The sequence below is a fragment of the Blautia sp. Marseille-P3087 genome (assembly GCF_900120195.1).
GTDB lineage: Bacteria > Bacillota > Clostridia > Lachnospirales > Lachnospiraceae > Blautia_A.
The window spans coordinates 2,164,376-2,190,015 of sequence record NZ_LT635539.1; the positions used below are offsets into that span (position 1 = coordinate 2,164,376).

The window sequence follows — 25,640 nt, forward strand, 5'->3', positions numbered from 1 at the left end:
TATGATACATATATCATATATTAATTTGCACCAATTATCAAGAAAATTCAAAAGTTATTTGCACCTATGCAGTATTAAAAATTACAGTTATATGCACGTTATCGTTCAAAATATACCTTTATAAATCACATGGGTAAATAGCAAATAAAAAGAAAATGGTGTAATCCCTCTTATAGGGATCACACCATCATTCTTAAAATATCTCTTTATCAATCTACAAAATATCTCGCAGAACATTTTCACAGATTTTAATTTTCTTCTGTACTTTCATCTTCTGTATCTGTGGTTTCAGCATCTTCTGTATCTGGATTTATCATATCCTGATAAGCGTCATTCAGTTCTTTTACGTTCATCTTATTTACCAGATAAACCTTATCTCCTACGACTGCTGCATAGAAGTTTGTATCATACTCATAATATTCTGCAGTAGTTTCATTTCCATCTGTATCTTTGAAGAGGAATGTATATGCTGCCTCACCATCCGGAGTATATTCCTCGGTAAGACGCTCCTGTGCAGTCATATTGATGAGTTTGTTGTAGAAGGTCGTAAATGCCGATTCATCGAGTTCTTCTCCGTCCAGCTCATATGAAGTCGTTGTAGTATCTGAAGTGGTTTCGTCAGAGGAATCTACATCAGCAGAACTCTCATCTGATGTATCTGTATCAGTATCGGACTCTTCTTCATCCTCAGCCTTAGCTGTCTCCCTTACAACGTCAACTGTGTGATCTCCGTCATCACTCTTTATTTCCAGTGAATCCAGATCATTCACGGATACATAATTTACGGTCAGGCTGTAAAAATCAGATATTGTACTGTCAAGGATATCTGTCAGGGAATCTTTGGTGATTGTGTATACTTCTTTGCTGTCATCTACTTTTACATAACGGTCATCACCGGTCTCATCTCCCACATAGATGGTAAGTGTCTTCTCAACCGTCCGGGTCTCCTGCTCATCCTCGGAAGAATCTTCTTCTGATGCATCAGCACTTTCTGCAGTATCAGAATCTGCATCTGTGTTTTCTTCTGAAGATTCTGTGCTCTCTTCGCTGTCAGCATCTTCTTCATCGCTTTCCACTGCTTCTTCTTCAGTGTATTTCACTGTAACTACAGCATACGGATCGTCAAATCCATATTTTGCATCATCCGTGCAGTTGTAATCTACGAATTTGTCATACGCAAGAGAACCAATTGCCGATGTCACATTTCCTGCTTTCGTTGTATCTGCCTTTTCTGTATCTTTTCCATCAGAGACATTCCAGAACAGATTATCTGCATCCTGCGTAAGTTCATATCCGTCTTCTTTGTCAACCTTTATATCTGTGATTGTTGCAGAAGTAACAGATGGGAATGTACCGCTCTCGGCAAAATCATATAATCCTCCCATAAAAGGCTCCAATGATGTACTTGCTACCAGATAGACATTCTTATCATCGTCCACCTTCTTCACGTAATACTGATTATTCGAAGATTCCATACCGACCTGAAGTGTTGTATCTCCATCTGCCGTTGTCAGTGTGATCGTATTCTGCGGATCATCCAGCTCATACTGACTCAAATTCTCAACATCCGAAATCTCCTGATCTGCAGTAAGGGAAGCAACTCCCTTAACTGCATCATCCACAGTATCCTGATTTACCGGAAAATCTGCATCTGATTTTTCTGTCCAGCTATCATCTTTTTTATCAAATTCTACATCTGCGTCATCTGCTTTAAAAGAAACTGCTGTCACAGCATCTGCTTTAAGGCTTATGAGATCAACACTCTTATTCTCTTTCTCAGCCTCTTTTGCTTCCTGTGAAGAAACATAAGAATTCACACCGACATAAGCACCGCATGCCACACCAAGCACCACAACAGCAGAAATAAGTTTGACTGTTTTTTTCTTCATTATGCTTTTCTCCTTTTCAGCCATACCATAAATCCAATGACAAGGAAAATAACCGGGATGATTCCCATTACCATAATTTTCCAGAAGCTTACATCATAAGCAGTCAGTGTCAGATAGGAAATCTGCAGGTTTTTGGACGGAATAGAGATGGTAGAAGTTTCATCAGAGCTGCACATCCAGTTCAGAGAACTCATGATCATCTGTTCGTTTCCTCCGGATACCATCTGGTTGATCTGGCTGTCCATGAGATTGGAACTTGTGTAATAAACAATCTGAGTTTCTTTATCATCATCCAGAGTTTCGGTAATACTTACACCCAGGTCAAACGGACCATCAATATCATCATCGCTCTTGTCAATTGTGCCGCTGTTGACATCAACCTTGGAATATGCACTGTCGGAAGTAGTCAGAAGACTGTTGACTGTAACGGTGTCACGAAGATTGTCTGTCTGTTTGATTCCCTGTGCATATGGCATCAGAACATAATATCCTTTGGATGCAAAATCAGAGATTGCATCTGTGCTGTTGACCGTCGGTACCAGATAATAAGGCATCTGTGCATAATGCTGTGAATCGCCCTCTATCACGATACCATCTGTTCTTTCCACACCATAATTTGCAAGAACGGCATCAAAATTTTCCATAGATTCTTCTGTATAATCAGAGAAAATCATAGCCTTTCCGCCATTTTCCAGATAATCAATAATTGCATCTTTTTCAGATTCGGAAATATCAGAAGTAGGTGCATTGATCAGCAGACATGCCGTATCATCCGGAACTTTTTCTTCTGTGATCAGATTCAGGGACTTAATGTCAATATTCGCCTTCTGGATATCCTCCTGAAGTGTGGAATCCAGTTCTTTTTCACCATGTCCGTCCAGCGTATAAAGCACCGGAAGGTCTTCTGATGTCACATAGGAAATTGCACTGTCAATCTGGCCTTCTCCATCAAATCCTGTCGTTGTAGACTGATAAGTATTGTAATCTATAGAAGATTCATAAATACTGCTGTAATTTACCACTTTGCTTCTGTCACCACATACAACGATCAGGCTGTTTGCAGCAACATCGTCACTTGTATAGTCGGATGTAAATTTCGGGTTTACTACCGGATCTTTCTGTTCTACTTTAATGTGATCCGATTCTTCCTCATATTTTTCCAGAAGTTTCTTAATGGTCTCATCTTCGGAACCACTCTGAACTACCTGATAAATTGTGATATCTTTGTCCAGTTTTTTAAGGAATTTTTTTGTATCATCACTGATGCTGTACAGTTTTTCGCTGCTGACATCAACCTCCGTATATTTTGTTGGAAGTGAGCCGACGATCATATTGACTACAAGTACGATCACAACAAAAATGGCACTGATGACTACGCTGTAGGAGCCATTTTTGAGATACTTTTTGTTCATGGAATCCTTGATCTTCTGCTTCAGAGGTTTCTTTTCTTTCTTTGAAGCTTCGTTTACCGGATTTTCCTGATTTTCTGTCTTCTTTGCTTTAAATTTATCTGTAAATTTCATTGTCTCCCACCTCCTTAATTCCAGTGTCTCTTGGCAATCGACTGTACGGTCAGGAATAAGCATACTGCGATTACAGACACAAAATACAGAATTCCTTTTACATCGAAAATTGCATTTGCAAAGTTGTCAAAATGGCTGCTCAGGTTAAAAATATCCAGTACTTTCTGGATTCCGCCTGAGAAAAAGCTGGAATTCACGACATAAACGATCACAAGTGCAATTTCTCCTACCACGCAGACAACTGCGGAGATCAGGAAGTTTTTGATCATGGTGTAGATTATGATTGCTGCTGCAAGGATAAGAAGTCCAAATGTAATACATGTAGACATTGCGCCTTCGGAGAAGAAAGAAGAAATGCCATTCATCATATAAAAAGCAAACAGAATGACAAAGGTCAGCACTGCCGCAATGACCTGACTTTCAGTAAGCGATGAAATAAACACACCGATTGCAAGGTTTGCACAACCCAGAAGGAAAAATCCGAGGACTGCCGTATAAGCTGCACTCAGAGATACTGTGCCGAATTTTGTCATAAGTAATGGATAAAAGCACATGATCAGCATCGGAATCGCAAAGATCGTAACCAGTGCAAAATATTTGCCGAGAACGATTTTTTCTACAGATACCGGTGCGGTAAGGAGCAGCTGATCTGTTTTCTGTTTACGTTCTTCTGCAAGAACTCTCATGGTAAGGATCGGTACACTGATCAGAAATACGAATGTCAGTGCACTCAATGTATATTCAAAGCGTGGGTATGACGCTCCGAGCTGATATGCGGAAAAATAAATACCAGTCAGAAGCAGGATAAAAAATATGAACAGATAGCCAATCATAGATGTAAGGTAACTTCTCAGCTCTCTTTTATATACTGCGATCATTTATCTTCCCCCTCCTTTTTGTCTGTTTTTTTATCGTCTTCGGTCAGTTCAAGGAAGATTTCCTCCAGAGATACTTTCTTAGACTGCATCTCAAGGATCGGACACTTCGCATCTGCCATTTTGAAGAATACTTCTTCACGGACATCACTGTCCTCATTTGTGGAAACAGTTACATTCCATGCATGCTCTTCTTTTGCATCAGCTACAGTAACATTCTTTACACCCTCAATCTGTCCGAGTGCTGTACGGATCTTGTCTTTCTCACCTTTTACGATCAGATTCAGGGTATTAGATCCTTCTGCAAGTTTTCCGAGGTTCTCCGGTGTATCACTGGCAACAAGTTTACCATGGGAAATGATCAGTACATAATCACAGACGGCACTTACCTCTGAAAGAATATGGGAACTTAAAATTACCGTATGTTTTTCCTTAAGACTCTTGATCAGATCACGAATTTCAATGATCTGTTTCGGGTCAAGACCAACTGTAGGTTCATCGAGAATGATCACTTCCGGATATCCTAAAATTGCCTGTGCAAGACCAACCCTCTGTCTGTAACCTTTTGAAAGGTTTTTGATCAGACGGTTTTTCATGTCTGTGATTTTTACCATTTCCATGACCTCTGCAACCATGGATTTCTTTTTATCTTTTGGGATTTTTTTAAGATCAGCGACGAAATTCATATATTCCAGCACTGTCATATCGAAATAAAGAGGCGGCATTTCCGGCAGATAGCCGATACATTTTTTTGCCTGCTCCGGTTCATCCAGTATATCATGACCGTCAATGGTTACCGTTCCCTCCGTAGATGCTATATAACCGGTAATCATGTTCATCGTCGTAGATTTACCAGCTCCGTTTGGCCCCAGAAAGCCGTAGATTTTGCCCTTCTCTATTTTAAAAGAAAGGTGGTCAACTGCTGTATGATCTCCATAGCGTTTGACCAGATTGTTTACTTCAATCACAATTCTCTCCTCCTTTTCCATTGACATAATTGTTTTATTATTTCTGTCTCTATACAAAATGAAAGACACCTCCAGGTGAAACAGAGATAGGGGGTACCTGGAAGCATCTTCCATTTTAGAGCCAGATCTTATGTCTGCTCTTGGAATATTCTATGAGAAAGTTGTGATAAAAATAGGATAAATCTGTGATGATTTTGTGAAAATAAATATTGCTGATTTGACCCTACGCAAGAGGTTCTTTTAACGGTGTTCCTGCCTTGCGCGGATAGCGTCCCGGCGTCGTTTTTATCTTCTCGATCACGACGAGAGAACGCTGGATCTCAGAATCAGGAAGGTTAAAATAAACTACATCCTGAATTTTACCGCCGAGGATTTTTACTGCTTTTTCTGCCTGCTGCAGTTCTTCCTTTACCGTGCCGGATTTATAGGAAATAAAATGACCGCCGACCTTTACATATGGAAGACAATATTCTGACAGAGTTGCCAGATTGGATACGGCTCTGGATACGCACAGATCATACTGTTCACGGTACGATTTATTTTTTGCAAATTCTTCTGCACGTCCATGGATCGCCGTGATGTCTTCAAGCTTCAGAAGATCAAATGTCTCCTCCAGAAAATTTACACGTTTTTTCAGGGAGTCCAGAAGGCAGGCTTCCAGATGCGGAAATGCAATCTTAAGTGGAACACCTGGAAAACCGGCACCAGTTCCGATATCCATGATTTTGTTTATTTTGTTCATTTCCACAGCCTTCACACAGGCGAGGCTGTCCAGAAAGTGCTTTACCAGCACCTCCTGAAATTCTGTGATTCCGGTCAGGTTCATGACTTTGTTTTTTTCAACCAGATATTCATAAAATGTAATAAACTGCTGTTTCTGCACTTCATTCAGGGTAATGCCGAGTTCTTCACACCCTTTATCAAGTACTTTCAGATCATAAGCCAATATTCTTATCCTCTCTTTCTCAGGAATTTCTTCTGTACTGTTCGAGATATACCAGAAGTACGGAAATATCTGCCGGTGATACACCGGAAATACGAGATGCCTGTCCAATGGAGATCGGACGGTATAGTTCCAGTTTCTGTCTCGCTTCGATACGTAAACTTCCTACTTTTTCGTAATCAAGATCTTCCGGAATTTTCTTTGCTTCCAGTTTCTTAAACTGTTCTACCTGTTTGAGCTGACGTTTGATATATCCTTCATATTTCAGGTTAATCTCCACCTGCTGCTTCACATCCCACGGAAGCTCTGGTCTTTCCGGATCGATTGGTGCCAGATCTTCATAATTGAGTTCCGGTCTGCGGATCAGCTCGGCGATCGTTGTACCGGATTTCAGAAGTGTGCTGCCCTTTTCTTCCAGAAGTTTTTGTACCTGTGGTGTTCCGCCGATCGTTGCATGCTCGGTTCTGTCAATTTCTTTCTGAATGGCTTCTTCTTTTCGAAGAACTGCCTGATAAGTTTCTTCATCGATCAGCCCTGCCTGATACCCTTTCTTGCGAAGACGGAGATCGGCATTATCCTGTCTCAGAAGCAGTCGATATTCTGCACGGCTGGTCATCATTCGGTACGGCTCATGATTTTCTTTTGTCACAAGATCATCGATCAGCACGCCAATATAAGCCTCGGAACGATCCAGTACAAGCTGCTCCTGACCTTTGATTTCCATTGCTGCATTGATTCCGGCAATCAACCCCTGTGCAGCAGCTTCTTCATATCCGGAGCTTCCGTTAAACTGTCCGCCGCTGAACAGACCTTTGATCTTCTTAAATTCCAGTGTCGGATAGAGCTGACGCGGATTGATGCAGTCATATTCGATTGCATAAGCATTCTTTACGATTTTTGCATGTTCAAGCCCCGGAACAGAATGATACATGGCATCCTGAACATCCTCCGGAAGAGAACTGGACATTCCGCCGATATACATTTCATTCGTATAAAGTCCTTCTGGTTCGATAAATACCTGGTGGCGGTTTTTATCCGCAAAACGAACGACTTTATCCTCGATGGACGGGCAGTATCTCGGTCCGGTTCCTTCAATCATTCCGGAATATAACGGGGAACGGTCCAGATTGTTACGGATAATCTCATGTGTTTTTTCATTTGTATAAGTCAGCCAGCAGGATTTCTGCGGAATCTGTACCGACTCCGGATCCGTAGAAAAGGAAAACGGCACAACTTTTTCATCACCAAACTGTTCTTCCATCTTGGAATAGTCGATGGTATTTCCGGCAATTCGCGCTGGTGTTCCTGTCTTGAAACGAAACATTTCGATTCCGAGAGATTTCAGGGAATCCGTCAGATAATTGGCTGCCTGCAGACCATTTGGGCCTGTATAATTGCTGACATCTCCGTAGATGCATCTTGCTTTCAGATAAGTTCCTGTACAGAGTACAACTGCCTGACAGTGATAAATGGCTCCGGAATACAGTTTTACACCTGTGATCTTTCCGTCTTCGACAAGAAGTTCTGTTACTTCTCCCTGCTTGATGGTCAGATTTTCCTGATTTTCCAGAGTTTTTCGCATCTCTGTACTGTATGCCTGTTTATCTGCCTGTGCTCTTAAGGAATGCACAGCAGGACCTTTGGACTTGTTCAACATTTTTGACTGAATAAATGTCTTGTCAATATTTTTACCCATTTCTCCACCGAGAGCATCCAGCTCTTTTACCAGATGACCCTTTGAGCTTCCGCCTACATTCGGGTTACACGGCATCAGTGCAATACTGTCTACGCTTACCGTAAACATCACTGTATCAAGTCCCAGACGTGCACCGGCCAGTGCGGCTTCACATCCGGCATGTCCTGCACCTACTACTACGATATCACAGGTTTTTTCCAGTGTTTTATTCTCCATTATTATCTTCCCTTCTTACTTCCCTACACAGAATTTGCTGAATATTTCATTTACAAGATCTTCTCCTACTGACTCGCCTACGATGCGTCCGAGGCTTTCGTATGCACTCATCAGATCTATGGAGAAAAAGTCTTCTGCCATTCCCATGTTAATACTTTCTTTTACCAGCCTCAGACTTTCTTTCGCCTCTTCAAGTGCTGCTTTATGGCGGGCATTTGTAATATATACCTCATCATTAAAAGAAAGTTCTCCATGGAAAAACATACGCTTGATCTCATCTTCAAGCTGTCTGAGTCCTGTTTCTTCCACAACGGATACCGGAATGACAGGACTACCTGTTTTTTCTTTTAATTCTTCAATACTCACTGCGGCTTCCAGATCGGTTTTATTGTAGATCACGATACTCTTTCTTCCGGAAAGAAGTTCCATGATTTCTCTGTCATTATCATCAAGAGGAAGCGAAGAATCCACCACATAAAGGATCAGATCCGCATCCTCAGCCATCTGTTTTGCTTTACCGACGCCAATCTTTTCCACAATATCTTCTGTCTCACGGATACCTGCCGTATCAATCATTCGAAGTGTAATGCCATTCAGTGATATATATTCCTCAAGAATATCTCTTGTTGTTCCTGCGATTTCTGTAACGATTGCACGGTCTTCCCCTACCAGAAAATTAAGCAGCGATGATTTTCCCGCATTTGGTTTTCCGAGGATGACCGTCTTGATTCCTTCCTGAATCATTCTTCCGTCGTCGGCAGTTTTCAACAGGTCACTTATATTTTCACTCTCTTTTTCCACAATTTCAAGTAGTTCCTGTGGATACCCGGTAAGGTCAAAATGCTCCGGATCGTCAAGTGCTGTCTCAATATAAGCAATCTGATGTAGCAGCCTTGCACGGATCTCCCGGATTGCTTTCTGCACAGAACCCTTTAATTGCTCGACAGAGCTTTTCAGTGCCATTGAGTTTTTGGCCTGAATGACATCCATGACCGCCTCTGCCTGCGAAAGATCCAGTCTTCCGTTTAAAAACGCTCTTTTTGTAAATTCTCCCGGTTCTGCAATGATGGCACCGTTTTTCAGTACCGTCTCGAGAACTCTCTTCATGGCATATACGCCGCCATGACAATCTATTTCAACAGTGTCCTCACCTGTATATGTGTGAGGTCCTTTCATTATCATAACTAATACTTCATCTACGACTTCTTCTCCATCATATATAAAACCATAATGTATCGTATGGCTTCCTGCTTCACGGATATCTTTTTTGCCGTTTTTGGAACGGTAAATGTTCGCAATCACATCCATTGCTTTTTCTCCGCTGATGCGGACGATACCGATACCCGAAGCACTCATAGCTGTAGAAATTGCTGCAATTGTAGCGTCCATATTTCCTCCTGAAAAAGAAAGATGTTATTCAAGGTAAAAAGCACACGTCAAGCACGTGTTATTCACGCTTTCACCTAGAATAACATCTTTTAAAAATCACATATTAGTATCTTTTTAATTTTACAACTACGTGACGGTAAGGTTCTTCTCCCTCACTGACTGTCTCAACAAATTTGTTTCCCTGAAGTGCAGAGTGGATGATTCTTCTTTCATAAGGATTCATCGGCTCAAGTACTACCGGTTTTCTTGTCTTTTTGACTTTGTAGGCAATTCCTCTTGCCAGGTTTTCGAGAGTTTCTTTACGACGTCTTCTATAATCTTCGGTATCCAGTTTTACACGGATGTAATCGGATTTTCCTTTGTTTACTACAAGGCTTGTCAGATACTGGAGAGAATCCAGTGTCTGTCCTCTCTTACCGATGAGGATGCCCATGTCTTCGCCCTCGAAATCAACTTCCAGACAGCCGTCTGTTGTGTTGTATTTGGAAGTGATCGTTACTTCTCCGAGATCCATAGAACCAAATACATCTTTCAGGAATACAAGTGCTCTCTCTTCGATATCTTTGATTTCTTCCGGATCTGTAATAATCTCTATTGCCTTTGCAGCTCTGACCGGTTTTTCTTTTGCAGGTCTTTCCTTCTGTTCTCTGACTTGTTTCTCTCTGCAAACTTTTTCTTTGACCAGTTTTTCTTTAGCCGGTTTTGGCTGTCTTTCTTCTTTTGCCTTTTCTGCACCGGATTCTTTTTTGATTTCCGGTGTTTTAGAAACAGACTTCACTGCAGGTTTCTGTACTTCTTTCGCAGTTTCTTCTTTAAAAGCATCGATTTTAACAGAATCCACGATTTTTTCGATTTCTTTTTCTTCAGAACTTTCTTCTACTTTGCGAGCTTTGATGATCGCCGGTTTGCTTCCGATTCCGAAAAATCCGGAGCTGCCTTCACTCACTACCTGAATATCAAGCTGATCGCTGGATACACCCAGTTCAATACATGCTTTGGTAATTGCCTCATTTTTGGTTTTTGCTGAGAACTGCATATATTCGCCCATGATAAAACCCCGCCTTCCTTTCCTGTTTCTTACTTATTTCTTCTTATTACGTGCATCAAAATCTCTTACCATATTTGCCTTGGCTGTGATACTTCCGGCTTTTGCGTGTGAAGCCTTTTCGTAAGCATCTTCCACCTTCTTCGCACGGCTGTTTTCATCTGTACCACTCATGCCCTTGTCAATTTTATTGATGTTTTTAACACTCTGATGTGCCTGATTGGTAATCTTCTGAGGCGGAAGACCTTCTTTAGCTCTCTTGGCTTCCATCTTTCTCATATTTTCATTTACCAGATCATCAATGTTCATCTTGTCCAGATGACGGTTTATCAGAAGCTGCTGGATACTTCTTACTACTGAACTGGCAATCCAGTAAATACCAAGACCTACCGGGAATGTGAAACAGAAGAATGCTGACATCAGCGGCATAACTGTGTTCATAGTCTTCATGGAGCTTGCCATTGCGTTGTTGCCATCATTTCCGTTCTGTGTTGCTGCCTGTGGCATAAGTTTTAAGTTGAGCATCTGAGTTGCCCATGATAAAAGCGGAATTGCAAGTGCTGCAATGATAAGGATCAGAGATCCTGTTTTAATATAGCTCAGTGGCTGATCCGCAATGTTCAGTACACCAAAAGTCTGCATCTTCTGAATTTCAGAAGCAGTTTTGCTGATCTGATCAGAAAATCCGGAAAACTGACTGATCTTCTGTAAGGATTCCCACTGGGACGGAGACAGAGCATACAGGAAATCTACGATAGAATCTGCATTTTCCGTAACCTGTCTTACTCGTGTCATCTTGTTATCTGTGATAAAGTTATTAATGATATTTGTAAATCCGTCTACTGCAAGGATTTTTGTGCAGACGCCGTTAAATACATTGTAAACACTTCCAACATAAGCCGGAATGTTCTGGATTACCTGATACAGGGCAAACAGGATCGGCATCTGGATTGCCAGCTGAACGCAGCTTCCTGTCGCAGATACACCATATTTCTGGTATACTGCCTGTGTTTCTTCCTGCATCTTCATCATGGAATCCTGATCTTTTTTACCCTGATATTTCTTCTGTATCTTCTGGATCTCAGGCTGCATGATCGCACTCAGCTTAGAAAATTTCTGCTGTTTGATCTGCAGAGGAGTCATACAAAGGTAGATCAGTATACTGAAAATAATAATACAAAGACCGATATTCTGAATTCCAACTGCATCCAGAACCTTGTAGATTGCATTCATGATCCATCCCATCACTACTGCGATCTGACCAATGATCGGGGTACCACTCTTAGTAGCCAAAATCATACTTTCCAATTTTCTAGTTCCTCCTGGATAATCTGATGGAGCCACCTCCACCTATACATTTATGGTACAGGATCATATCCTCCATGAGAAAAAGGATTACATCTTAAAATTCGCCAAGCTGCCAGTAATCCTCCCTTTAATGCACCATATTTTTCGATTGCTTCCAAACCATATTGAGAACAGGTGGGAATATAAGGACACTTTGTTCTCTTCATCGGTGATATATATTTCTGATAGAGACGTATCAGTTTAATAAGAAGTTTCTTCATTTACATTATCTCCTGCAATTCCATGCTTCCTCGCCAGATCCATAAATGCCTTCTCTATCTCATGATAGTTTGTACCATTTGCAGAGTTTCTGGCTATCACGACAATATCAAGATTCTTTTTAAATAAAGATTCATTTAAACGATAGCTTTCCCTTACCAGTCTGGTGATTCTGTGGCGGACCACACTATTTCCTACTTTTTTGCTTACTGATATTCCCAGACGATTCTTCATGTGCTGATTTGGCAGCACGTACATCACCAGATACCGATTTGCTTTTGATGTTCCACGCTTGTAAACCTGTTGAAAATCTCTGTTTTTCTTTAAGGACTCTGAGTATTTCATCGAATCCCCCTTCTTTTATTATAGAAGAAAAGACCACATAACTGCGGTCTTATATCTTAGGCTGATAACTGTTTTCTTCCTTTTAATCTTCTGGCAGCTAATACTTTACGGCCACCCTTTGTGCTCATACGAGCTCTGAATCCATGAACTTTAGCTCTGGATCTTTTCTTTGGCTGAAATGTCATTTTCATAGGTAAAGCACCTCCTTTATCTATTATACCTTATTCATAATATTTTCATAGAACATCATTTCAATTATATTCATAACACCCCTGTTCGTCAAGCAAAAATCTTAAAAAATTCTACAAAATCAGGCTTTTTTTCAATTCTCAAAAGTACCCACATGCCAATGTGGAAAGATATGGTTAACGTAAAGTTATCCACCATCTTGTGGATAACTTGTGGATAACTTCATTTTTTACACTAAATCTATCCCCAAAAGACGACTTAATTTTACACATACCCCTAAAAAAAGTCTTTATTTTACAATATTTTTTATGTGGACACAGTTATACACAATCCCCATAGGATTTTTTCCACATCGTTCAGACTTATGTAAACCCATGAGCGTTTATCCACCATTTTCATGTTATACACATGTGGACAACGTGGAAAACTTCTCTTTTTTTCTTTAATTTTCCCCACGCAAACCCTCAAATAATCATTGCTAAACAAAAGAATTTATTATAATATATAAACGGATATTTATGTCTTTTGACCTATATTATAAACTTTCAAAGAAACCGGGAGATAGAAACATGGATAAAGTTATTGAAAACTGGGATAAAATTCTGCAGACAGTCAAAGCAGATTATGACGTGGGCGACGTTGCCTTTAATACTTGGTTAAAACCGCTGAAAGTCTACGATGTCCGGGATCATGTGATCACGATTCTGGTACCATCCGAGCAGGTTGTTTTAATAAATCTTCTTAATAAAAAGTATAAACTTCTTCTTCAGGTTACGATCTGTGAAATAACCGGAATGGAAGAGTGTGAAGTCAAATTTATATCTCCTGATGAGGCCCCTAAAAAAGAAGTTTCTTCTTATGATAATACATCTGCATCTACAGCGATATCTGACATTGACCGCCGCTGCGAAGAAGCTCATCTGAATCCCAAATATATTTTTGATACCTTTATCGTCGGTAACAACAATAAATTTGCCCAGGCGGCAGCCCTTGCTGTTGCAGAATCTCCGGGAGACACCTACAATCCGCTTTTTATTTATGGAGGCGCCGGACTCGGCAAGACCCATCTTATGCATTCCATCGCTCATTACATTATCGAGCACGATGAAAACAGCAAGGTTCTGTATGTTACCAGTGAGGAATTTACAAATGAGCTGATCGAGACAATCCGTAACGGAAATAATTCCGCTATGTCCAAATTCCGCGAAAAATACAGAAATATTGATGTACTTCTTGTCGATGATATTCAGTTTATTATAGGAAAGGAATCTACACAGGAAGAATTTTTCCATACTTTTAACAGCCTTCACAGTGCGAAAAAGCAGATCATCATTTCCTCTGATAAACCACCTAAAGATATGGAAATCCTGGAAGAACGTTTCCGTTCCAGATTTGAATGGGGTCTGATTGCAGACATCACACTGCCTGATTATGAGACCCGAATGGCAATTCTTCACAAAAAAGAAGAAATGGAAGGCTATAATATCAGCGAAGAAGTTATCAAATACATCGCTACCAATATAAAATCCAACATTCGTGAGCTGGAAGGAGCATTTAATAAAGTAATGGCAAGTTCCAAGCTCGAAAAGAAAGAAGTTACACTCGAACTGGCAGAACAGGCACTCAAAGACATCATTTCTCCTAATGAACAGAAAGTGATAACACCGGATTATATCATTTCCGTTGTTGCAGAGCACTATCACGTAACTGTCGCTGACCTCTGCGGAAACAAGAGAAGCTCCAAAATCGTTATGCCACGCCAGATTTCAATGTATCTGTGCCGTGATATTATCGACACTTCACTCAAAACAATCGGAAAAAATCTTGGTGACCGCGACCATACTACAGTTATGCACGGGATAGAAAAAATCGAGAATGAATTAAAGGTAAATGATAACCTCAAAAACTCGATCGAAACACTTAAGAAAAAAATTAATCCACAGGGTTAAATGACTTTTCCACATACATTTTCAAAGTTTGAAAGTACTTTTACACGAAGTTATACAGTGAAGAAATCCCCGTTTTTCAAGGTTTGAAAGACTTTTTCACATATTCACACCCCCCTAAGGCGGCTACGGCGGATTTCTTTATATATTTTTATTTATAAGGCCGATTCCGATACAGAAAGGAGTTACACACACATGAAAATCATCTGTTCCAAAAGTAATCTTTTAAAAAGCGTAAATATATCTTTGAAAGCTGTTCCTTCTAAGACAACAATGCCTATCCTGGAATGTATCCTTATGGATGCAACCACAAACCAGATTAAATTTACAACCAATGACATGGAACTTGGTATTGAAACAATCGTAGACGGACACATCGAAGAAAAAGGTATGGTTGCCCTTGATGCCAAAATCTTTTATGAAATCATACGAAGACTTCCGGATAATGATGTAACCATTACAACTGACAGCAATTATGTAGCAACAATTATCTGCGAAAAAGCAAAATTTACCATTCCCGGAAAAGCAGGTGAGGATTTTGCATACCTTCCGGTTATTGAAAAAGATGACTCTCTTACTTTATCTCAGTTTACTTTGAAAGAGATGATTCGCCAGACTATTTTCTCTATTGCAGTGAATGAAAACAACCGTCTGATGACTGGTGAATTGTTCGAAATCAAAGATAACTGTCTGAAAATTATTTCTCTTGACGGACACCGTATTTCTATCCGAAAGATGCCTCTTAAGAGAGAATATTCCGACCGTAAGATTGTCGTTCCTGGAAAGACACTCAGTGAGATCAGCAAGATCCTGTCTGGTGAGATCGATGATCAGGTAAGCATTTATTTTACAAAGAACCACATTTTATTCGAGTTTGACCAGACAATGGTCGTATCTAGGCTGATCGAAGGTGAATATTTCCGTATCGATCAAATGCTTTCCAGTGATTACGATACAAAAGTCAGTGTCAACAAAAAAGAATTTCTTGACTGTATCGATCGTGCAACTCTGCTTGTAAGAGAAGGTGACAAAAAGCCGATCGTTATCGAAATCACAGATGGCAGTATGGAACTTAAGATTGATTCTGCGATGGGATCCATGAATGAAGAGATCGATATTGAAAAATCCGGTAAAGATATCGTGATAGGATTCAACCCGAAATTCCTCATCGATGCTTTGAAAGTTATCGATGATGAAGTGATTAATATGTATCTGATGAATCCGAAGGCACCATGCTTTATCAGAGATGATGAAGAAAACTACACATATCTGATTCTTCCGGTTAATATCAGCCAGAATCAGAGCAGATAATGTAAGTGTTAATCAGTCAGGATAATAAGAGGTGAATGGATTTGGAAATCAAAATCAGAGATGAATTTATCAAACTTGGACAGGCTTTGAAACTTGCAGGAGTTGTGGAAGATGGTGTGGAAGCCAAATATGCGATTCAGGATGGTCTGGTTCAGGTAAATGGAGAAGTGGATGAGCGCAGAGGCCGCAAAGTTTATGTAGGCGATGTGATCACATATGAAAATCAGGAAATAAAAGTAATCAAATAATATGTATATCGAATCGTTAGAGCTTAAAAATTACAGGAATTATCAGAATCTGCAGCTTGACTTCGATAAAGGAACCAATATTTTTTACGGAGATAATGCACAGGGAAAAACTAATATTCTGGAGTCGGTGTATCTTTGTGGGACGACAAAATCTCACAGAGGAAGCAAGGACAAAGAGATCATCCGGTTCGGAGAAGAAGAATCTCACATTCGGATGATGATCCGGAAAGATGAGCTTTCTTACAAAATAGATATGCACCTACGTAAAAATAAGGCAAAAGGCGTTGCAATCAACGGACTGCCGATCAAAAAAGCCAGAGAATTATTCGGTATTGTAAACCTTGTGTTTTTTTCACCGGAAGACCTGAATATTATAAAAAATGGTCCAGGTGAGAGAAGAAGGTTTATGGATTTGGAATTATGTCAACTTGATCAGATCTATCTGACTGATCTTGCCGGGTATAATCACATAGTGAACCAGAGAAACCGCCTTCTGAAGGATCTTTATATGAATCCTTCTCTGAAGGAGACACTTGATATCTGGGATATGCAGATGCTGCAGTATGGCACAAAGATTATCAAAAAGCGCAAAGATTTTGTTCGTGATCTGAATCAGGTAATACAGGATATTCACCATAATCTGACCGGAGGAATTGAACATCTGGAAGTTGTTTATGAGCCGAGTACGGAAGCAGAAGATTTTGAAAATGTTTTAAAGAAAAACAGAGAACGAGATATCAGAATGAAGATGACATCCGCAGGACCGCATCGAGATGATCTGAGTTTTGTGGTAAATGGGATTGATATACGCAAATACGGATCCCAGGGACAGCAGCGTACGGCTGCTCTGTCTTTGAAACTTTCAGAAATCTATCTTGTGAAAGAAAAAATTAAAGATACGCCGATACTTTTGCTGGATGATGTACTTTCAGAGTTGGACAGCAACAGGCAGACGTACCTTCTGGATTGTATTCATGATATTCAGACACTGATCACCTGTACCGGCCTGGATGATTTTGTCAGTAACCAGTTTCATATCAACAAGGTTTTCAGAGTCATAAAGGGAGAAGTTTATAATCCGGTAAGCGGCTAAAGTATTTTGACAAGCAAGTATGCTTATGATACACTGGTTTTAACTATTGGAAAGTTGGTGAATACATTGGATAAAGAGGAATTTCGGATCAAACTTGAAGAAATAAATCGCCTTGTAGAAAAGAAAAATTACAAGGATGCCATGGAAGTTGTAGACAGTATTGACTGGCGTCGTGTGAAGAATGTCCGTACTTTATGTGTTGTAGGTGAGATTTACGCAGCAAATAAAAGATACGAGGACAGTAAGGAGATTTTTCTTCTCGCTTATCACAGAGCTCCTATTGGCAAAAACATTTTATACCGATTGATTGAAGTATCCCTCAAGATGAAGGATATTCAGGAAGCAGAGGAATTTTATGAAGAATTTCTGGAAATTGCCCCTAATGACAGTACCCGGTATATTCTGAATTATAAAATAAGCAAAGAAAAGCAGGTTCCGCTTGATCAGCAGATCAGGATTCTGGAAGAATACAAAGAAAAAGAATTTACAGAAAGATGGTCTTACGAACTGGCAAAACTGTATTATCAGAATGGTGATACAGAGAAATGTCTGGATCTCTGTAATGAGATGGTTCTCTGGTTCAGTGAAGGCAAATATGTCATGAAAGCACTGGATCTTAAGAATCGTATGGGTATGCTGACCGGAAAAGAAAAGGAAAAATATGACAAACAGTTTATTCCGAACCTTACAACGGTAGAAGAAGCAGCCGAATTAAATACTGACAAAGAAGGACAGAAAGTATCTGAAGTTGAAAAAGCAGAGGATGAGAGGCCGGTAATCGAGAGTGTTCGCATTGATGAACGTGATGTAAACGGAGCAGAAAGTCTTCAGGAAAAAATCTCCAAAGGCATCCGTGATATTTTCAGCGGCAAGCGAAAAGAGGAAAGCGAAGAGCTGACCGAGGAAGAATCTGAGACACCGGCAGAAGAAGTGCAGGAAGAAATGATCAAAGACATTTCTTCGGAGGAAGAGCCGACTAATGTTCCGGAGCTTGAACCAGAAGATGCGGTGATTCATGCACCGAAAAATCCAGGACAGTCTGTATTCAGTGATATAGAAGAACGAATCGAAGAATTTACAGAAGAAGAAATCAAGAATGATTCGGAGGAAGAAGCACAGGAAGTTCTAAAAGAGGAGAAGGCCTCGGTGACTGAGGACAAAGCCGAAGAAGCGAAAGCGGCTGCACCGGAAAATGAGACTGAATTTAAGATGCCGGAGCTTGAAATTCCGGAATCCATGAAGAATTTCAATGTGGATGCTCATCTCGAAACAGAAATCCCACAGGCACCGAATATCTGTCTTCCGGGAATGGATAAAGAAGATTCTGATGAAGAATTTGATTTTAATCTTGAAGATACAATTCTTGCGGCTGCAAGCGAACAGGGAATTGAGATTCCAAAAGATCCGATTCAGCCCAAAAAACCGGTTAAAGCACTGGAACCGGAAGAAGATCCGGATGACTTTATGACAGAAGAAGACCTTCAGAGTGCAGAAGATGAGTTTCTGAACGGTCCTGTCGGAAGAAATACAGATGAGGATGATCTTGCAGAAACAGTTGAAATTCCGGTGAAAGAAGTAAAACATTCCAAAAAGGAAAAATCAGCGAAACCTCTGACACAGGAAGAAGAACTGGAACATTTCATTGATTCCATGCAGCCGGACAATAACGCAGATGACATTATTCCGCGGGAGAAAAAACTGACTGAGGATGAAGAAAAACTGTTTACTTATTTTGCAAAAGTTCCGGGACTGAGAGAACAGATTGTCGAAGCACTGTATGATGTACAGATCAATGCATCAGACAAGACCTCAAAAACCGGTAACGTGATCGTCATGGGTGCTCGTGAAACAGGAAAAACACGCCTGATTTCCGGACTGATTCCTGCAATCTGTAAAGAACTCAATCTGGAAGCATCCAAGGTTGCCTATGTGTTTGCTGATCAGATCAATGGCAAGAATATTGCAGAAATCGTGAAGAAGATGTCCGGTGGTTTCCTTGTTATCGAAAATGCGAATCAGCTCACAAAAGAAACAGTCGAGCAGTTAAATAAAGCAATGGAATTCCGCACAGACGGACTGATCGTAATCATTGAAGATGAAAAAATCGGTATGCGCAAGCTGATTGCGAGATTCCCGAAATTTACATCGAAGTTTACATCTATGATCAATATTCCGGTATTCACCAATGATGAACTTGTAAACTTTGCAAAAGTGTACACAAGAGAAAATGGATATACGATCGATCAGATGGGCATGCTTGCACTGTACAACCTTATCAGTACAAGTCAGAAAGAGGACCAGCCGATGAATATCGGTGCTGTCAAAGATATGATTGACAATGCAATCATGAAATCCAAAGGCGGTATCCGTAAACTTATATCCAAGAAAAAAGTAAATCAGGACGGATATAAAGTACTTTACGAAAAAGATTTTAATTAAAAAAACATGCATCAGGAGGAAATTATGACCAGACCTTATCTCGGAAATCCAAAATATACCATTGAAGTTCTTCAAAAGTATGGATTTGTGTTCCAGAAAAGGTTTGGTCAGAATTTTTTGATCGATACACATGTTCTGGACAGGATCATACAGGCTTCTGAAATCACAAAAGATGATTTTGTACTGGAAATCGGACCTGGAATCGGAACGATGACCCAGTATCTTGCGGATTCTGCAAGGGAAGTGACGGCAGTAGAAATAGATGATGCACTGATTCCTATTTTGAAAGATACTTTGAAAGAGTGGGATAATGTCAATGTGATCCACGGAGATATTTTAAAGACGGACATCCGTAAGATCGCAGATGAAAAAAATCAGGGACGTCCGATCAAAGTCGTGGCAAACCTGCCATATTATATTACGACACCGATCATTATGGGATTGTTTGAAAGTCATGTTCCGGTAGATTCGATAACGGTCATGGTACAGAAAGAAGTTGCAGACCGTATGCAGACAGGACCGGGTTCCAAAGATTACGGTGCTTTATCACTGGCAGTCCAGTATTATGCGAAGCCGGAAATCGTGGCAAATGTGCCACCGAACTGTTTTATGCCGAGACCGAAGGTTGGGAGTGCGGTGATCAGGCTGACACGTCATCAGAATCCGCCGGTTACGGCAAAGGATGAAAAGCTGATGTTCCGTATTATCCGTGCTTCTTTTAACCAGAGAAGAAAGACACTTGCAAATGGTCTTAAGAATTCTCAGGAGCTGAATTATACAAAAGAGCAGGTAGAATCAGCAATTACAGAGTGCGGACTTCCGTTAAATATTCGAGGAGAGGCACTGACACTGGAGCAGTTCGCAAAACTGTCCGATATTTTCCACGATATGAAATAAAAAATAATTAATAAGCAAATAAAATCAACTATAAAAGGCATCCGGTTATTGGTCGGATGCCCTTTATAGTTATTTTATTTAATTTAAAAGGAAGGAGAGTTAATTACCTTTTGGTAATCAACATATGAAAAAGAAAATTTATAAAAATAATGTTGGCTGTATTATTTTTATGGTCTTAGTATATCCGGAAAATATGATGGAATCGTGTTTAAGTTATGAAAAAATGGTGAACGATTGTCGAAGCTTTTATGAATGAGTATGGCAAAAAGTGGCGTAAAAATGAAAAAGAATTTTACAGAGATGATAAAAAGTGTGCTATAATGCAGAGCGTACCCAAAAAGGCAGTTGATTCAGGAGGTAATTAAAATGAAAATAAACAAATTAAGCGCAATTATTCTTGCAGGAGTTCTTACCTGCATGACACCGGCAATGGTTTATGCAGATACAACATCTGATGCAGTAGATCAGGCAGTAGCAGTTCTGGAGGACAGCGGAATTGATGATCTTCTTTCTGATCCGGATAAAGTAGTAGACATTATTGTTGCAGCACAAGATGCAATCGGACAGGTTGATGTATCCGATGAGGAAATCAGCAGTGCTATTGATGTGGCAGCAAGCGGACTTGGTGTATCACTTACCGATTCTGAGAAATCCACTCTGGTTCAGTTATACAACAAATTCAAAAATATGAACCTTGATGAAACAGAGCTGAGATCCCAGATCACAAAGGTGTATGATAAACTCGAAAGTCTTGGAATTACGAAAGATGATGTCAAGGGCATTATCGGAAAACTCATCGACATCGCAAAAAGTTTGTTGAACTAAGTAATAGAGAAAATTATATAAAATAAACAAATGAAAAAATCCATGTGAAAAAAGAATATGTAGTAATTTTATAAAAAAATACGAGATAAATATTGAAATTTGTGCAAATACACGAAAGATTCATTGCTTGTTCATAATGTGTTCATAATTAATTGATATGATAAGTGCAGTTCGAAAGAGCTACACAAAACAGACGTTGTAATGTTCTTCATTACACATAAATTTTTTCATAATAATCGCCCCGGTAAACCACTGCCGGGGCACTCCTCGTTTATAAAGCCCTATTTTGGGGCTTTTTTTATTTTTGGTGTTATAATATAATAAAAAAAAAGTAAAGGAGAACGAAATATCATGGCTGAATCAATGAAAGATTACGAAAAAGAACTGGAAGAATCTATGAAAAAAATAGAAGAAGGCGATATTCTTACAGGAACGGTAATCAGTGTAGATGAAAAAGAAGTAATCCTTGATCTGAAATATTATGCAGAAGGTGTGATTCCGGTAGAAGATTACAGCAGAGAGCCGGGATTTAATATCAAAGAAGAAGTACATGAAGGAGATGAGGTATCTGCAACAGTCGTACGCAAAGATGACGGTCATGGAAATATCCTTCTTTCCAGAGTGGAAGCTTCTGACATTCTTGCATGGGACAAACTGGAAGAATTAAAGACATCCGGAGAAGTTATTGATGTAGTAGTTAAGGGAATTACAAATGCTGGTGTAATCGCATATGTAGAAGGTGTACGTGGTTTTATTCCGGCATCAAAGCTTGCACTTGGATATGTAGAAGATACTGAAGAATATCTGAACAAACCGATTCAGGTTCAGGTCATTGATGTAGATAAGGACAGCAAGAAACTGATTCTTTCCGCAAAAGAAATTCTCAGAGCAAAAGCGGAAGAAGAAAGAAAAAATAAAGTTTCAAACCTTGAGATTGGACTGGTAACAGAAGGAACTGTAGAAAGTCTTCAGCCGTACGGTGCTTTTGTTGACCTTGGAAACGGACTTTCCGGACTGGTTCATATTTCCCAGATTTGTGAAAAACGAATCAAAAAACCATCCGAAGTGCTGGCAGTCGGCGACAAAGTAAAAGTTAAAGTAACTGCAATCAAAGATGGCAAGTTAAGTCTCAGCATCAAAGAAGCATCTGACATGATGGCAAAGGAAATCGAAGAAGAGGTATATGAAGTACCGGATGCCGGACAGCAGGCAACAACGTCACTTGGCTCTCTTTTTGCAAATATTAAATTAGATTAAGAAACATATATTCAGAGGTTTTTATTTTTATGAAAAAACAGGAAAAAATTTTTGTTATCGGACATAAGAATCCGGACACAGATTCTATCTGCTCAGCAATAGCTTACTGTGATATCAAAAACAGAACCACACAGGACAGCAAATATATTGCGAAGCGTGCAGGACAGATCAATGAAGAAACAGAATACGTACTGAACCGTTTTGGTGTGCAGCCGCCGGGATATTTAAGCAATATCGGTACACAGGTAAAGGATATGGATATTCGTTTAAGTCCTGAGGCAAACAAGAGCATGTCACTGAAAAATGCATGGGATCTGATGCAGGAAAACAGCATCGTTTCGCTCCCAATCAGAGAAAAAGACGGTACTCTGGAAGGTCTGATCACAATCGGTGATATTGCCAAAACTTACATGGATACGACCGACAGTTATCTTCTTTCCCGTGCGCGGACGCAGTATCAGAGAATTGCCGAGACTATCGGAGGAAAGGTGGTCGAAGGTAACGGACACGGTTATTTTGTTCAGGGAAAGATCATGGTAGCAACTGCCAACCCGGATAAAATGAAAGAATATGTCGAAGAAAATGACATGATCATCATGGGAAACCGTGAAGAAGACCATCTGCAGGCAATTGAGCAGAATGTTAGCTGTATCATCGTCGGACTTGGAATCGAAGTGACAGAAAAAGTCCTGAAGCTGGCACATGAGAAAGATATCATCATCATTTCATCACCATATGATACATTTACGATCTCACGTCTTATTAACCAGAGTATTCCGGTGAAATATATTATGAAAACCGAAAATCTCGTAACATTTAAAACCGAAGATTTTACAGATGATATTCAGGATGTGATGATCAAACACCGTCATCGTGCATTCCCGGTCATTGACAAAAAAGGAAAATGTATAGGTACGATCTCACGTCGTAATTTCCTTGACATGCACAGGAAAAAAGTGGTTCTCGTAGATCATAATGAAAAAGACCAGGCTGTAGATAATATAGATAAGGCTGAGATTATGGAAATCATCGATCACCACAAACTTGGAACACTGCAGACGATGCAGCCGATCAGTTTCCGCAACCAGCCGGTTGGCTGTACCGGCACGATCATGTACCAGATGTATGGCGAACAGAAGCTTGAGATTCCATCAAAAATCGCGGGACTTCTCTGCGCAGCAATCATTTCCGATACCCTGATGTTTCGTTCTCCAACCTGCACACTGCAGGATAAGATGGCGGCAGGAGCACTTGCACTGATCGCAGATATTTCCATCGAAGAATTTGCGCGTGAGATGTTTAAGGCAGGAAGCAATCTGAAAGATAAATCTCCTGAGGAAATTTTTTATCAGGATTACAAGAAATTTATCGCAGAGGGAGATGTCTGCTTCGGTGTGGGACAGATCAGTTCCATGGATGCAGATGAACTTAAAGAAATCAAAGAAAGACTGCTTCCGTTTATGGTCAGCGAATGTGGCAGACACGGAGTATCCAGAGTTTACTTTATGCTTACGAATATTATAGAACAGTCCACGGAACTTCTTTTCTATGGTGAGGGAAGTGAAGAGATGGCGGTAAATGCATTTAAAATGCAGCCGGAAAACGGCACGATTTATCTGAAAGGTGTGGTATCACGTAAGAAACAGCTGATCCCGCCACTGATGGAAGCCGCACAGATGAGCGGCGGCGATTACGTATAAACAGACGGAGGGCGAAAAATGACAAAGCAGACATGGAAACCGGGTAATATGCTGTATCCGCTTCCGGCCGTTATGGTGAGTGTTACAGACGGCAAAGGTGAAGATGATATTATAACGGTTGCATGGACAGGAACCATATGTACCAATCCTCCGATGGTTTATATTTCAGTAAGACCGGAGCGTCATTCTTATCACATGATAAAAGAGACCGGAGAGTTTGTCATTAATCTTACGACTGAGAAACTTGCTAAAGCAACAGATTTCTGTGGTGTCCGTTCAGGAAGAGATGTAGACAAATTCAAAGAGACAGGACTGACCCGCGAAAAAGCTGATATTGTAAGTGCACCGATGATTCAGGAGTCACCTGTATCCATCGAGTGCAGGGTAAAAGAAATCAAAGAGCTTGGTTCCCATCATATGTTTCTGGCAGATGTAGTAGCTGTTCATGCAGACGAACACTATATGGACGAAAATAATCGTTTTGATCTGAATCTTGCAAAACCACTTGTTTATTCCCATGGGGAATATATGGGGACTGGAAAGCAGTTGGGAACGTTTGGATACAGCGTCAAAAAGAAGAAAAAAACGTCGCAAAAAGCATCCCCAAAAGGCCGCAAAGCCTGATTTTAAAAGGGATTGCAGAATTACAGTGTTTATGATAAAATATAAGTTAAGCAATTTATAAAACGGGAGAAAACACTTTATGAATAATATAACATTGATTGGAATGCCGGGAGTTGGAAAAAGTACGATCGGTGTTGTGCTGGCAAAGGTGTTGGGGTATCAGTTCCTCGATTCAGATCTTCTCATTCAGAAACAGGAGAATCGACGCCTGTGGCAGATTATCGAAGAAGAAGGATATGAGGGATTTCAAAATGTAGAGAACCGTGTAAATGCTTCCATAGAAGCAGAAAATACTGTAATTGCAACAGGTGGAAGTGTCGTCTACTGTGAAGAAGCTATGAAGCATCTGAAGTCTGTTGGAACAGTTGTTTATTTGAAATTATCTTTGAATTCTCTGGCAAAGCGCCTTGGAAATCTGAAGGGGCGCGGCGTTTTGCTGCGAGAAGGGCAGACTCTTGAGAGTCTGTATGAAGAAAGAACTCCGCTGTATGAAAAATATGCAGATATTGTGGTAGATCAGGAGGGGAAAGATCTGGAAGCAAGTCTGGAGCTTCTTTTGGAAACACTAAAAGAGAAAGCAAAGTAACTATTGTACAAGCAGGGGAGCAGAACTGTACAGAAGAAATTTTTATTTACAAATGGCAAATATGTGCTAT

At 40.2% G+C, this 25,640-nt stretch carries 23 protein-coding genes; 11 read left to right on the forward strand and 12 right to left on the reverse strand.

The window, feature by feature from the left end:
• Positions 1 to 248: 248 nt before the first annotated feature.
• The 12 genes from BQ7344_RS10390 to rpmH all read right to left on the reverse strand — a co-directional run bounded on the left by BQ7344_RS10390 (position 249) and on the right by rpmH (position 12,646).
• On the reverse strand, positions 249 to 1,889 hold the full coding sequence (locus tag BQ7344_RS10390; RefSeq protein WP_072522517.1) for a DUF4340 domain-containing protein: 1,641 nt from the start codon (positions 1,887 to 1,889) through the stop codon (positions 249 to 251).
• Positions 1,889 to 3,412 (reverse strand): Gldg family protein, encoded by a 1,524-nt coding sequence (locus BQ7344_RS10395; protein WP_072522518.1) that lies wholly within the window; start codon positions 3,410 to 3,412, stop codon positions 1,889 to 1,891. The genes BQ7344_RS10390 and BQ7344_RS10395 overlap by 1 nt, the downstream gene beginning before the upstream one ends.
• A gap of 14 nt (positions 3,413 to 3,426) precedes the next feature.
• The gene (locus BQ7344_RS10400; RefSeq protein ID WP_072522519.1) at positions 3,427 to 4,290 is read right to left on the reverse strand and encodes an ABC transporter permease; all 864 of its coding nucleotides are present in this window, start codon (positions 4,288 to 4,290) and stop codon (positions 3,427 to 3,429) included.
• Positions 4,287 to 5,255 (reverse strand): ABC transporter ATP-binding protein, encoded by a 969-nt coding sequence (locus BQ7344_RS10405; RefSeq protein WP_072522520.1) that lies wholly within the window; start codon positions 5,253 to 5,255, stop codon positions 4,287 to 4,289. The genes BQ7344_RS10400 and BQ7344_RS10405 overlap by 4 nt, the downstream gene beginning before the upstream one ends.
• A gap of 223 nt (positions 5,256 to 5,478) precedes the next feature.
• Positions 5,479 to 6,201 carry a 16S rRNA (guanine(527)-N(7))-methyltransferase RsmG gene (rsmG, locus tag BQ7344_RS10410; RefSeq protein WP_072522521.1) on the reverse strand — a complete coding sequence of 241 codons (723 nt, stop codon included), beginning with the start codon at positions 6,199 to 6,201 and terminating at the stop codon, positions 5,479 to 5,481.
• A 19-nt stretch (positions 6,202 to 6,220) separates the two neighbouring features.
• Positions 6,221 to 8,110: a tRNA uridine-5-carboxymethylaminomethyl(34) synthesis enzyme MnmG gene (gene mnmG, locus BQ7344_RS10415; RefSeq protein ID WP_072522522.1), complete on the reverse strand. Its 1,890-nt coding sequence runs from the start codon at positions 8,108 to 8,110 to the stop codon at positions 6,221 to 6,223.
• Between the two features lie 15 nt (positions 8,111 to 8,125).
• Positions 8,126 to 9,499 carry a tRNA uridine-5-carboxymethylaminomethyl(34) synthesis GTPase MnmE gene (gene mnmE / locus BQ7344_RS10420; protein ID WP_072522523.1) on the reverse strand — a complete coding sequence of 458 codons (1,374 nt, stop codon included), beginning with the start codon at positions 9,497 to 9,499 and terminating at the stop codon, positions 8,126 to 8,128.
• 103 nt (positions 9,500 to 9,602) lie between these two features.
• Positions 9,603 to 10,547 carry an RNA-binding cell elongation regulator Jag/EloR gene (jag, locus tag BQ7344_RS10425; RefSeq protein WP_072522524.1) on the reverse strand — a complete coding sequence of 315 codons (945 nt, stop codon included), beginning with the start codon at positions 10,545 to 10,547 and terminating at the stop codon, positions 9,603 to 9,605.
• Positions 10,548 to 10,580: 33 nt separating this feature from the next.
• A complete protein-coding gene (locus tag BQ7344_RS10430) occupies positions 10,581 to 11,843 on the reverse strand; it encodes a YidC/Oxa1 family membrane protein insertase (protein WP_072523412.1) in 1,263 nt (420 codons plus the stop codon).
• Between the two features lie 59 nt (positions 11,844 to 11,902).
• Entirely contained in the window at positions 11,903 to 12,112 is a 210-nt protein-coding gene (gene yidD, locus BQ7344_RS10435; protein ID WP_015541427.1) for a membrane protein insertion efficiency factor YidD, read from the reverse strand.
• Positions 12,093 to 12,455, reverse strand: coding sequence for a ribonuclease P protein component (gene rnpA / locus BQ7344_RS10440; protein WP_015541428.1), 363 nt, complete (start codon positions 12,453 to 12,455; stop codon positions 12,093 to 12,095). Before rnpA ends, yidD begins: the two co-directional genes overlap by 20 nt.
• Positions 12,456 to 12,511: 56 nt before the next feature.
• Positions 12,512 to 12,646, reverse strand: coding sequence for a 50S ribosomal protein L34 (rpmH, locus tag BQ7344_RS10445; RefSeq protein WP_005423866.1), 135 nt, complete (start codon positions 12,644 to 12,646; stop codon positions 12,512 to 12,514).
• 567 nt (positions 12,647 to 13,213) lie between these two features.
• On the opposite strand from rpmH, the gene dnaA reads away from it, so the two are divergent.
• From dnaA to BQ7344_RS10500, 11 genes are all read left to right on the forward strand, one after another.
• Entirely contained in the window at positions 13,214 to 14,593 is a 1,380-nt protein-coding gene (dnaA, locus tag BQ7344_RS10450) for a chromosomal replication initiator protein DnaA (protein WP_072522525.1), read from the forward strand.
• A gap of 192 nt (positions 14,594 to 14,785) precedes the next feature.
• Entirely contained in the window at positions 14,786 to 15,901 is a 1,116-nt protein-coding gene (gene dnaN / locus BQ7344_RS10455) for a DNA polymerase III subunit beta (protein ID WP_072522526.1), read from the forward strand.
• 35 nt (positions 15,902 to 15,936) lie between these two features.
• Positions 15,937 to 16,149, forward strand: a complete 213-nt coding sequence (locus tag BQ7344_RS10460) for an RNA-binding S4 domain-containing protein (protein ID WP_072522527.1) — start codon at positions 15,937 to 15,939, stop codon at positions 16,147 to 16,149.
• A gap of 1 nt (position 16,150) precedes the next feature.
• Positions 16,151 to 17,242 carry a DNA replication/repair protein RecF gene (recF, locus tag BQ7344_RS10465; protein WP_072522528.1) on the forward strand — a complete coding sequence of 364 codons (1,092 nt, stop codon included), beginning with the start codon at positions 16,151 to 16,153 and terminating at the stop codon, positions 17,240 to 17,242.
• A 57-nt stretch (positions 17,243 to 17,299) separates the two neighbouring features.
• Complete coding sequence (locus tag BQ7344_RS10470) at positions 17,300 to 19,681, forward strand: hypothetical protein (RefSeq protein WP_235816095.1); 2,382 nt, start codon at positions 17,300 to 17,302, stop codon at positions 19,679 to 19,681.
• A gap of 24 nt (positions 19,682 to 19,705) precedes the next feature.
• Positions 19,706 to 20,578 (forward strand): 16S rRNA (adenine(1518)-N(6)/adenine(1519)-N(6))-dimethyltransferase RsmA, encoded by an 873-nt coding sequence (gene rsmA, locus BQ7344_RS10475; protein ID WP_072522529.1) that lies wholly within the window; start codon positions 19,706 to 19,708, stop codon positions 20,576 to 20,578.
• 366 nt (positions 20,579 to 20,944) lie between these two features.
• Entirely contained in the window at positions 20,945 to 21,403 is a 459-nt protein-coding gene (locus BQ7344_RS10480; protein WP_072522530.1) for a DUF1002 domain-containing protein, read from the forward strand.
• A gap of 351 nt (positions 21,404 to 21,754) precedes the next feature.
• The gene (locus BQ7344_RS10485; protein WP_072522531.1) at positions 21,755 to 22,660 is read left to right on the forward strand and encodes a S1 RNA-binding domain-containing protein; all 906 of its coding nucleotides are present in this window, start codon (positions 21,755 to 21,757) and stop codon (positions 22,658 to 22,660) included.
• 29 nt (positions 22,661 to 22,689) lie between these two features.
• The gene (locus BQ7344_RS10490) at positions 22,690 to 24,360 is read left to right on the forward strand and encodes a putative manganese-dependent inorganic diphosphatase (RefSeq protein WP_072522532.1); all 1,671 of its coding nucleotides are present in this window, start codon (positions 22,690 to 22,692) and stop codon (positions 24,358 to 24,360) included.
• Between the two features lie 18 nt (positions 24,361 to 24,378).
• Complete coding sequence (locus tag BQ7344_RS10495; RefSeq protein WP_072522533.1) at positions 24,379 to 24,984, forward strand: flavin reductase family protein; 606 nt, start codon at positions 24,379 to 24,381, stop codon at positions 24,982 to 24,984.
• 79 nt (positions 24,985 to 25,063) lie between these two features.
• Positions 25,064 to 25,570: a shikimate kinase gene (locus BQ7344_RS10500; RefSeq protein ID WP_015541438.1), complete on the forward strand. Its 507-nt coding sequence runs from the start codon at positions 25,064 to 25,066 to the stop codon at positions 25,568 to 25,570.
• The last annotated feature ends 70 nt before the right edge of the window (positions 25,571 to 25,640 follow it).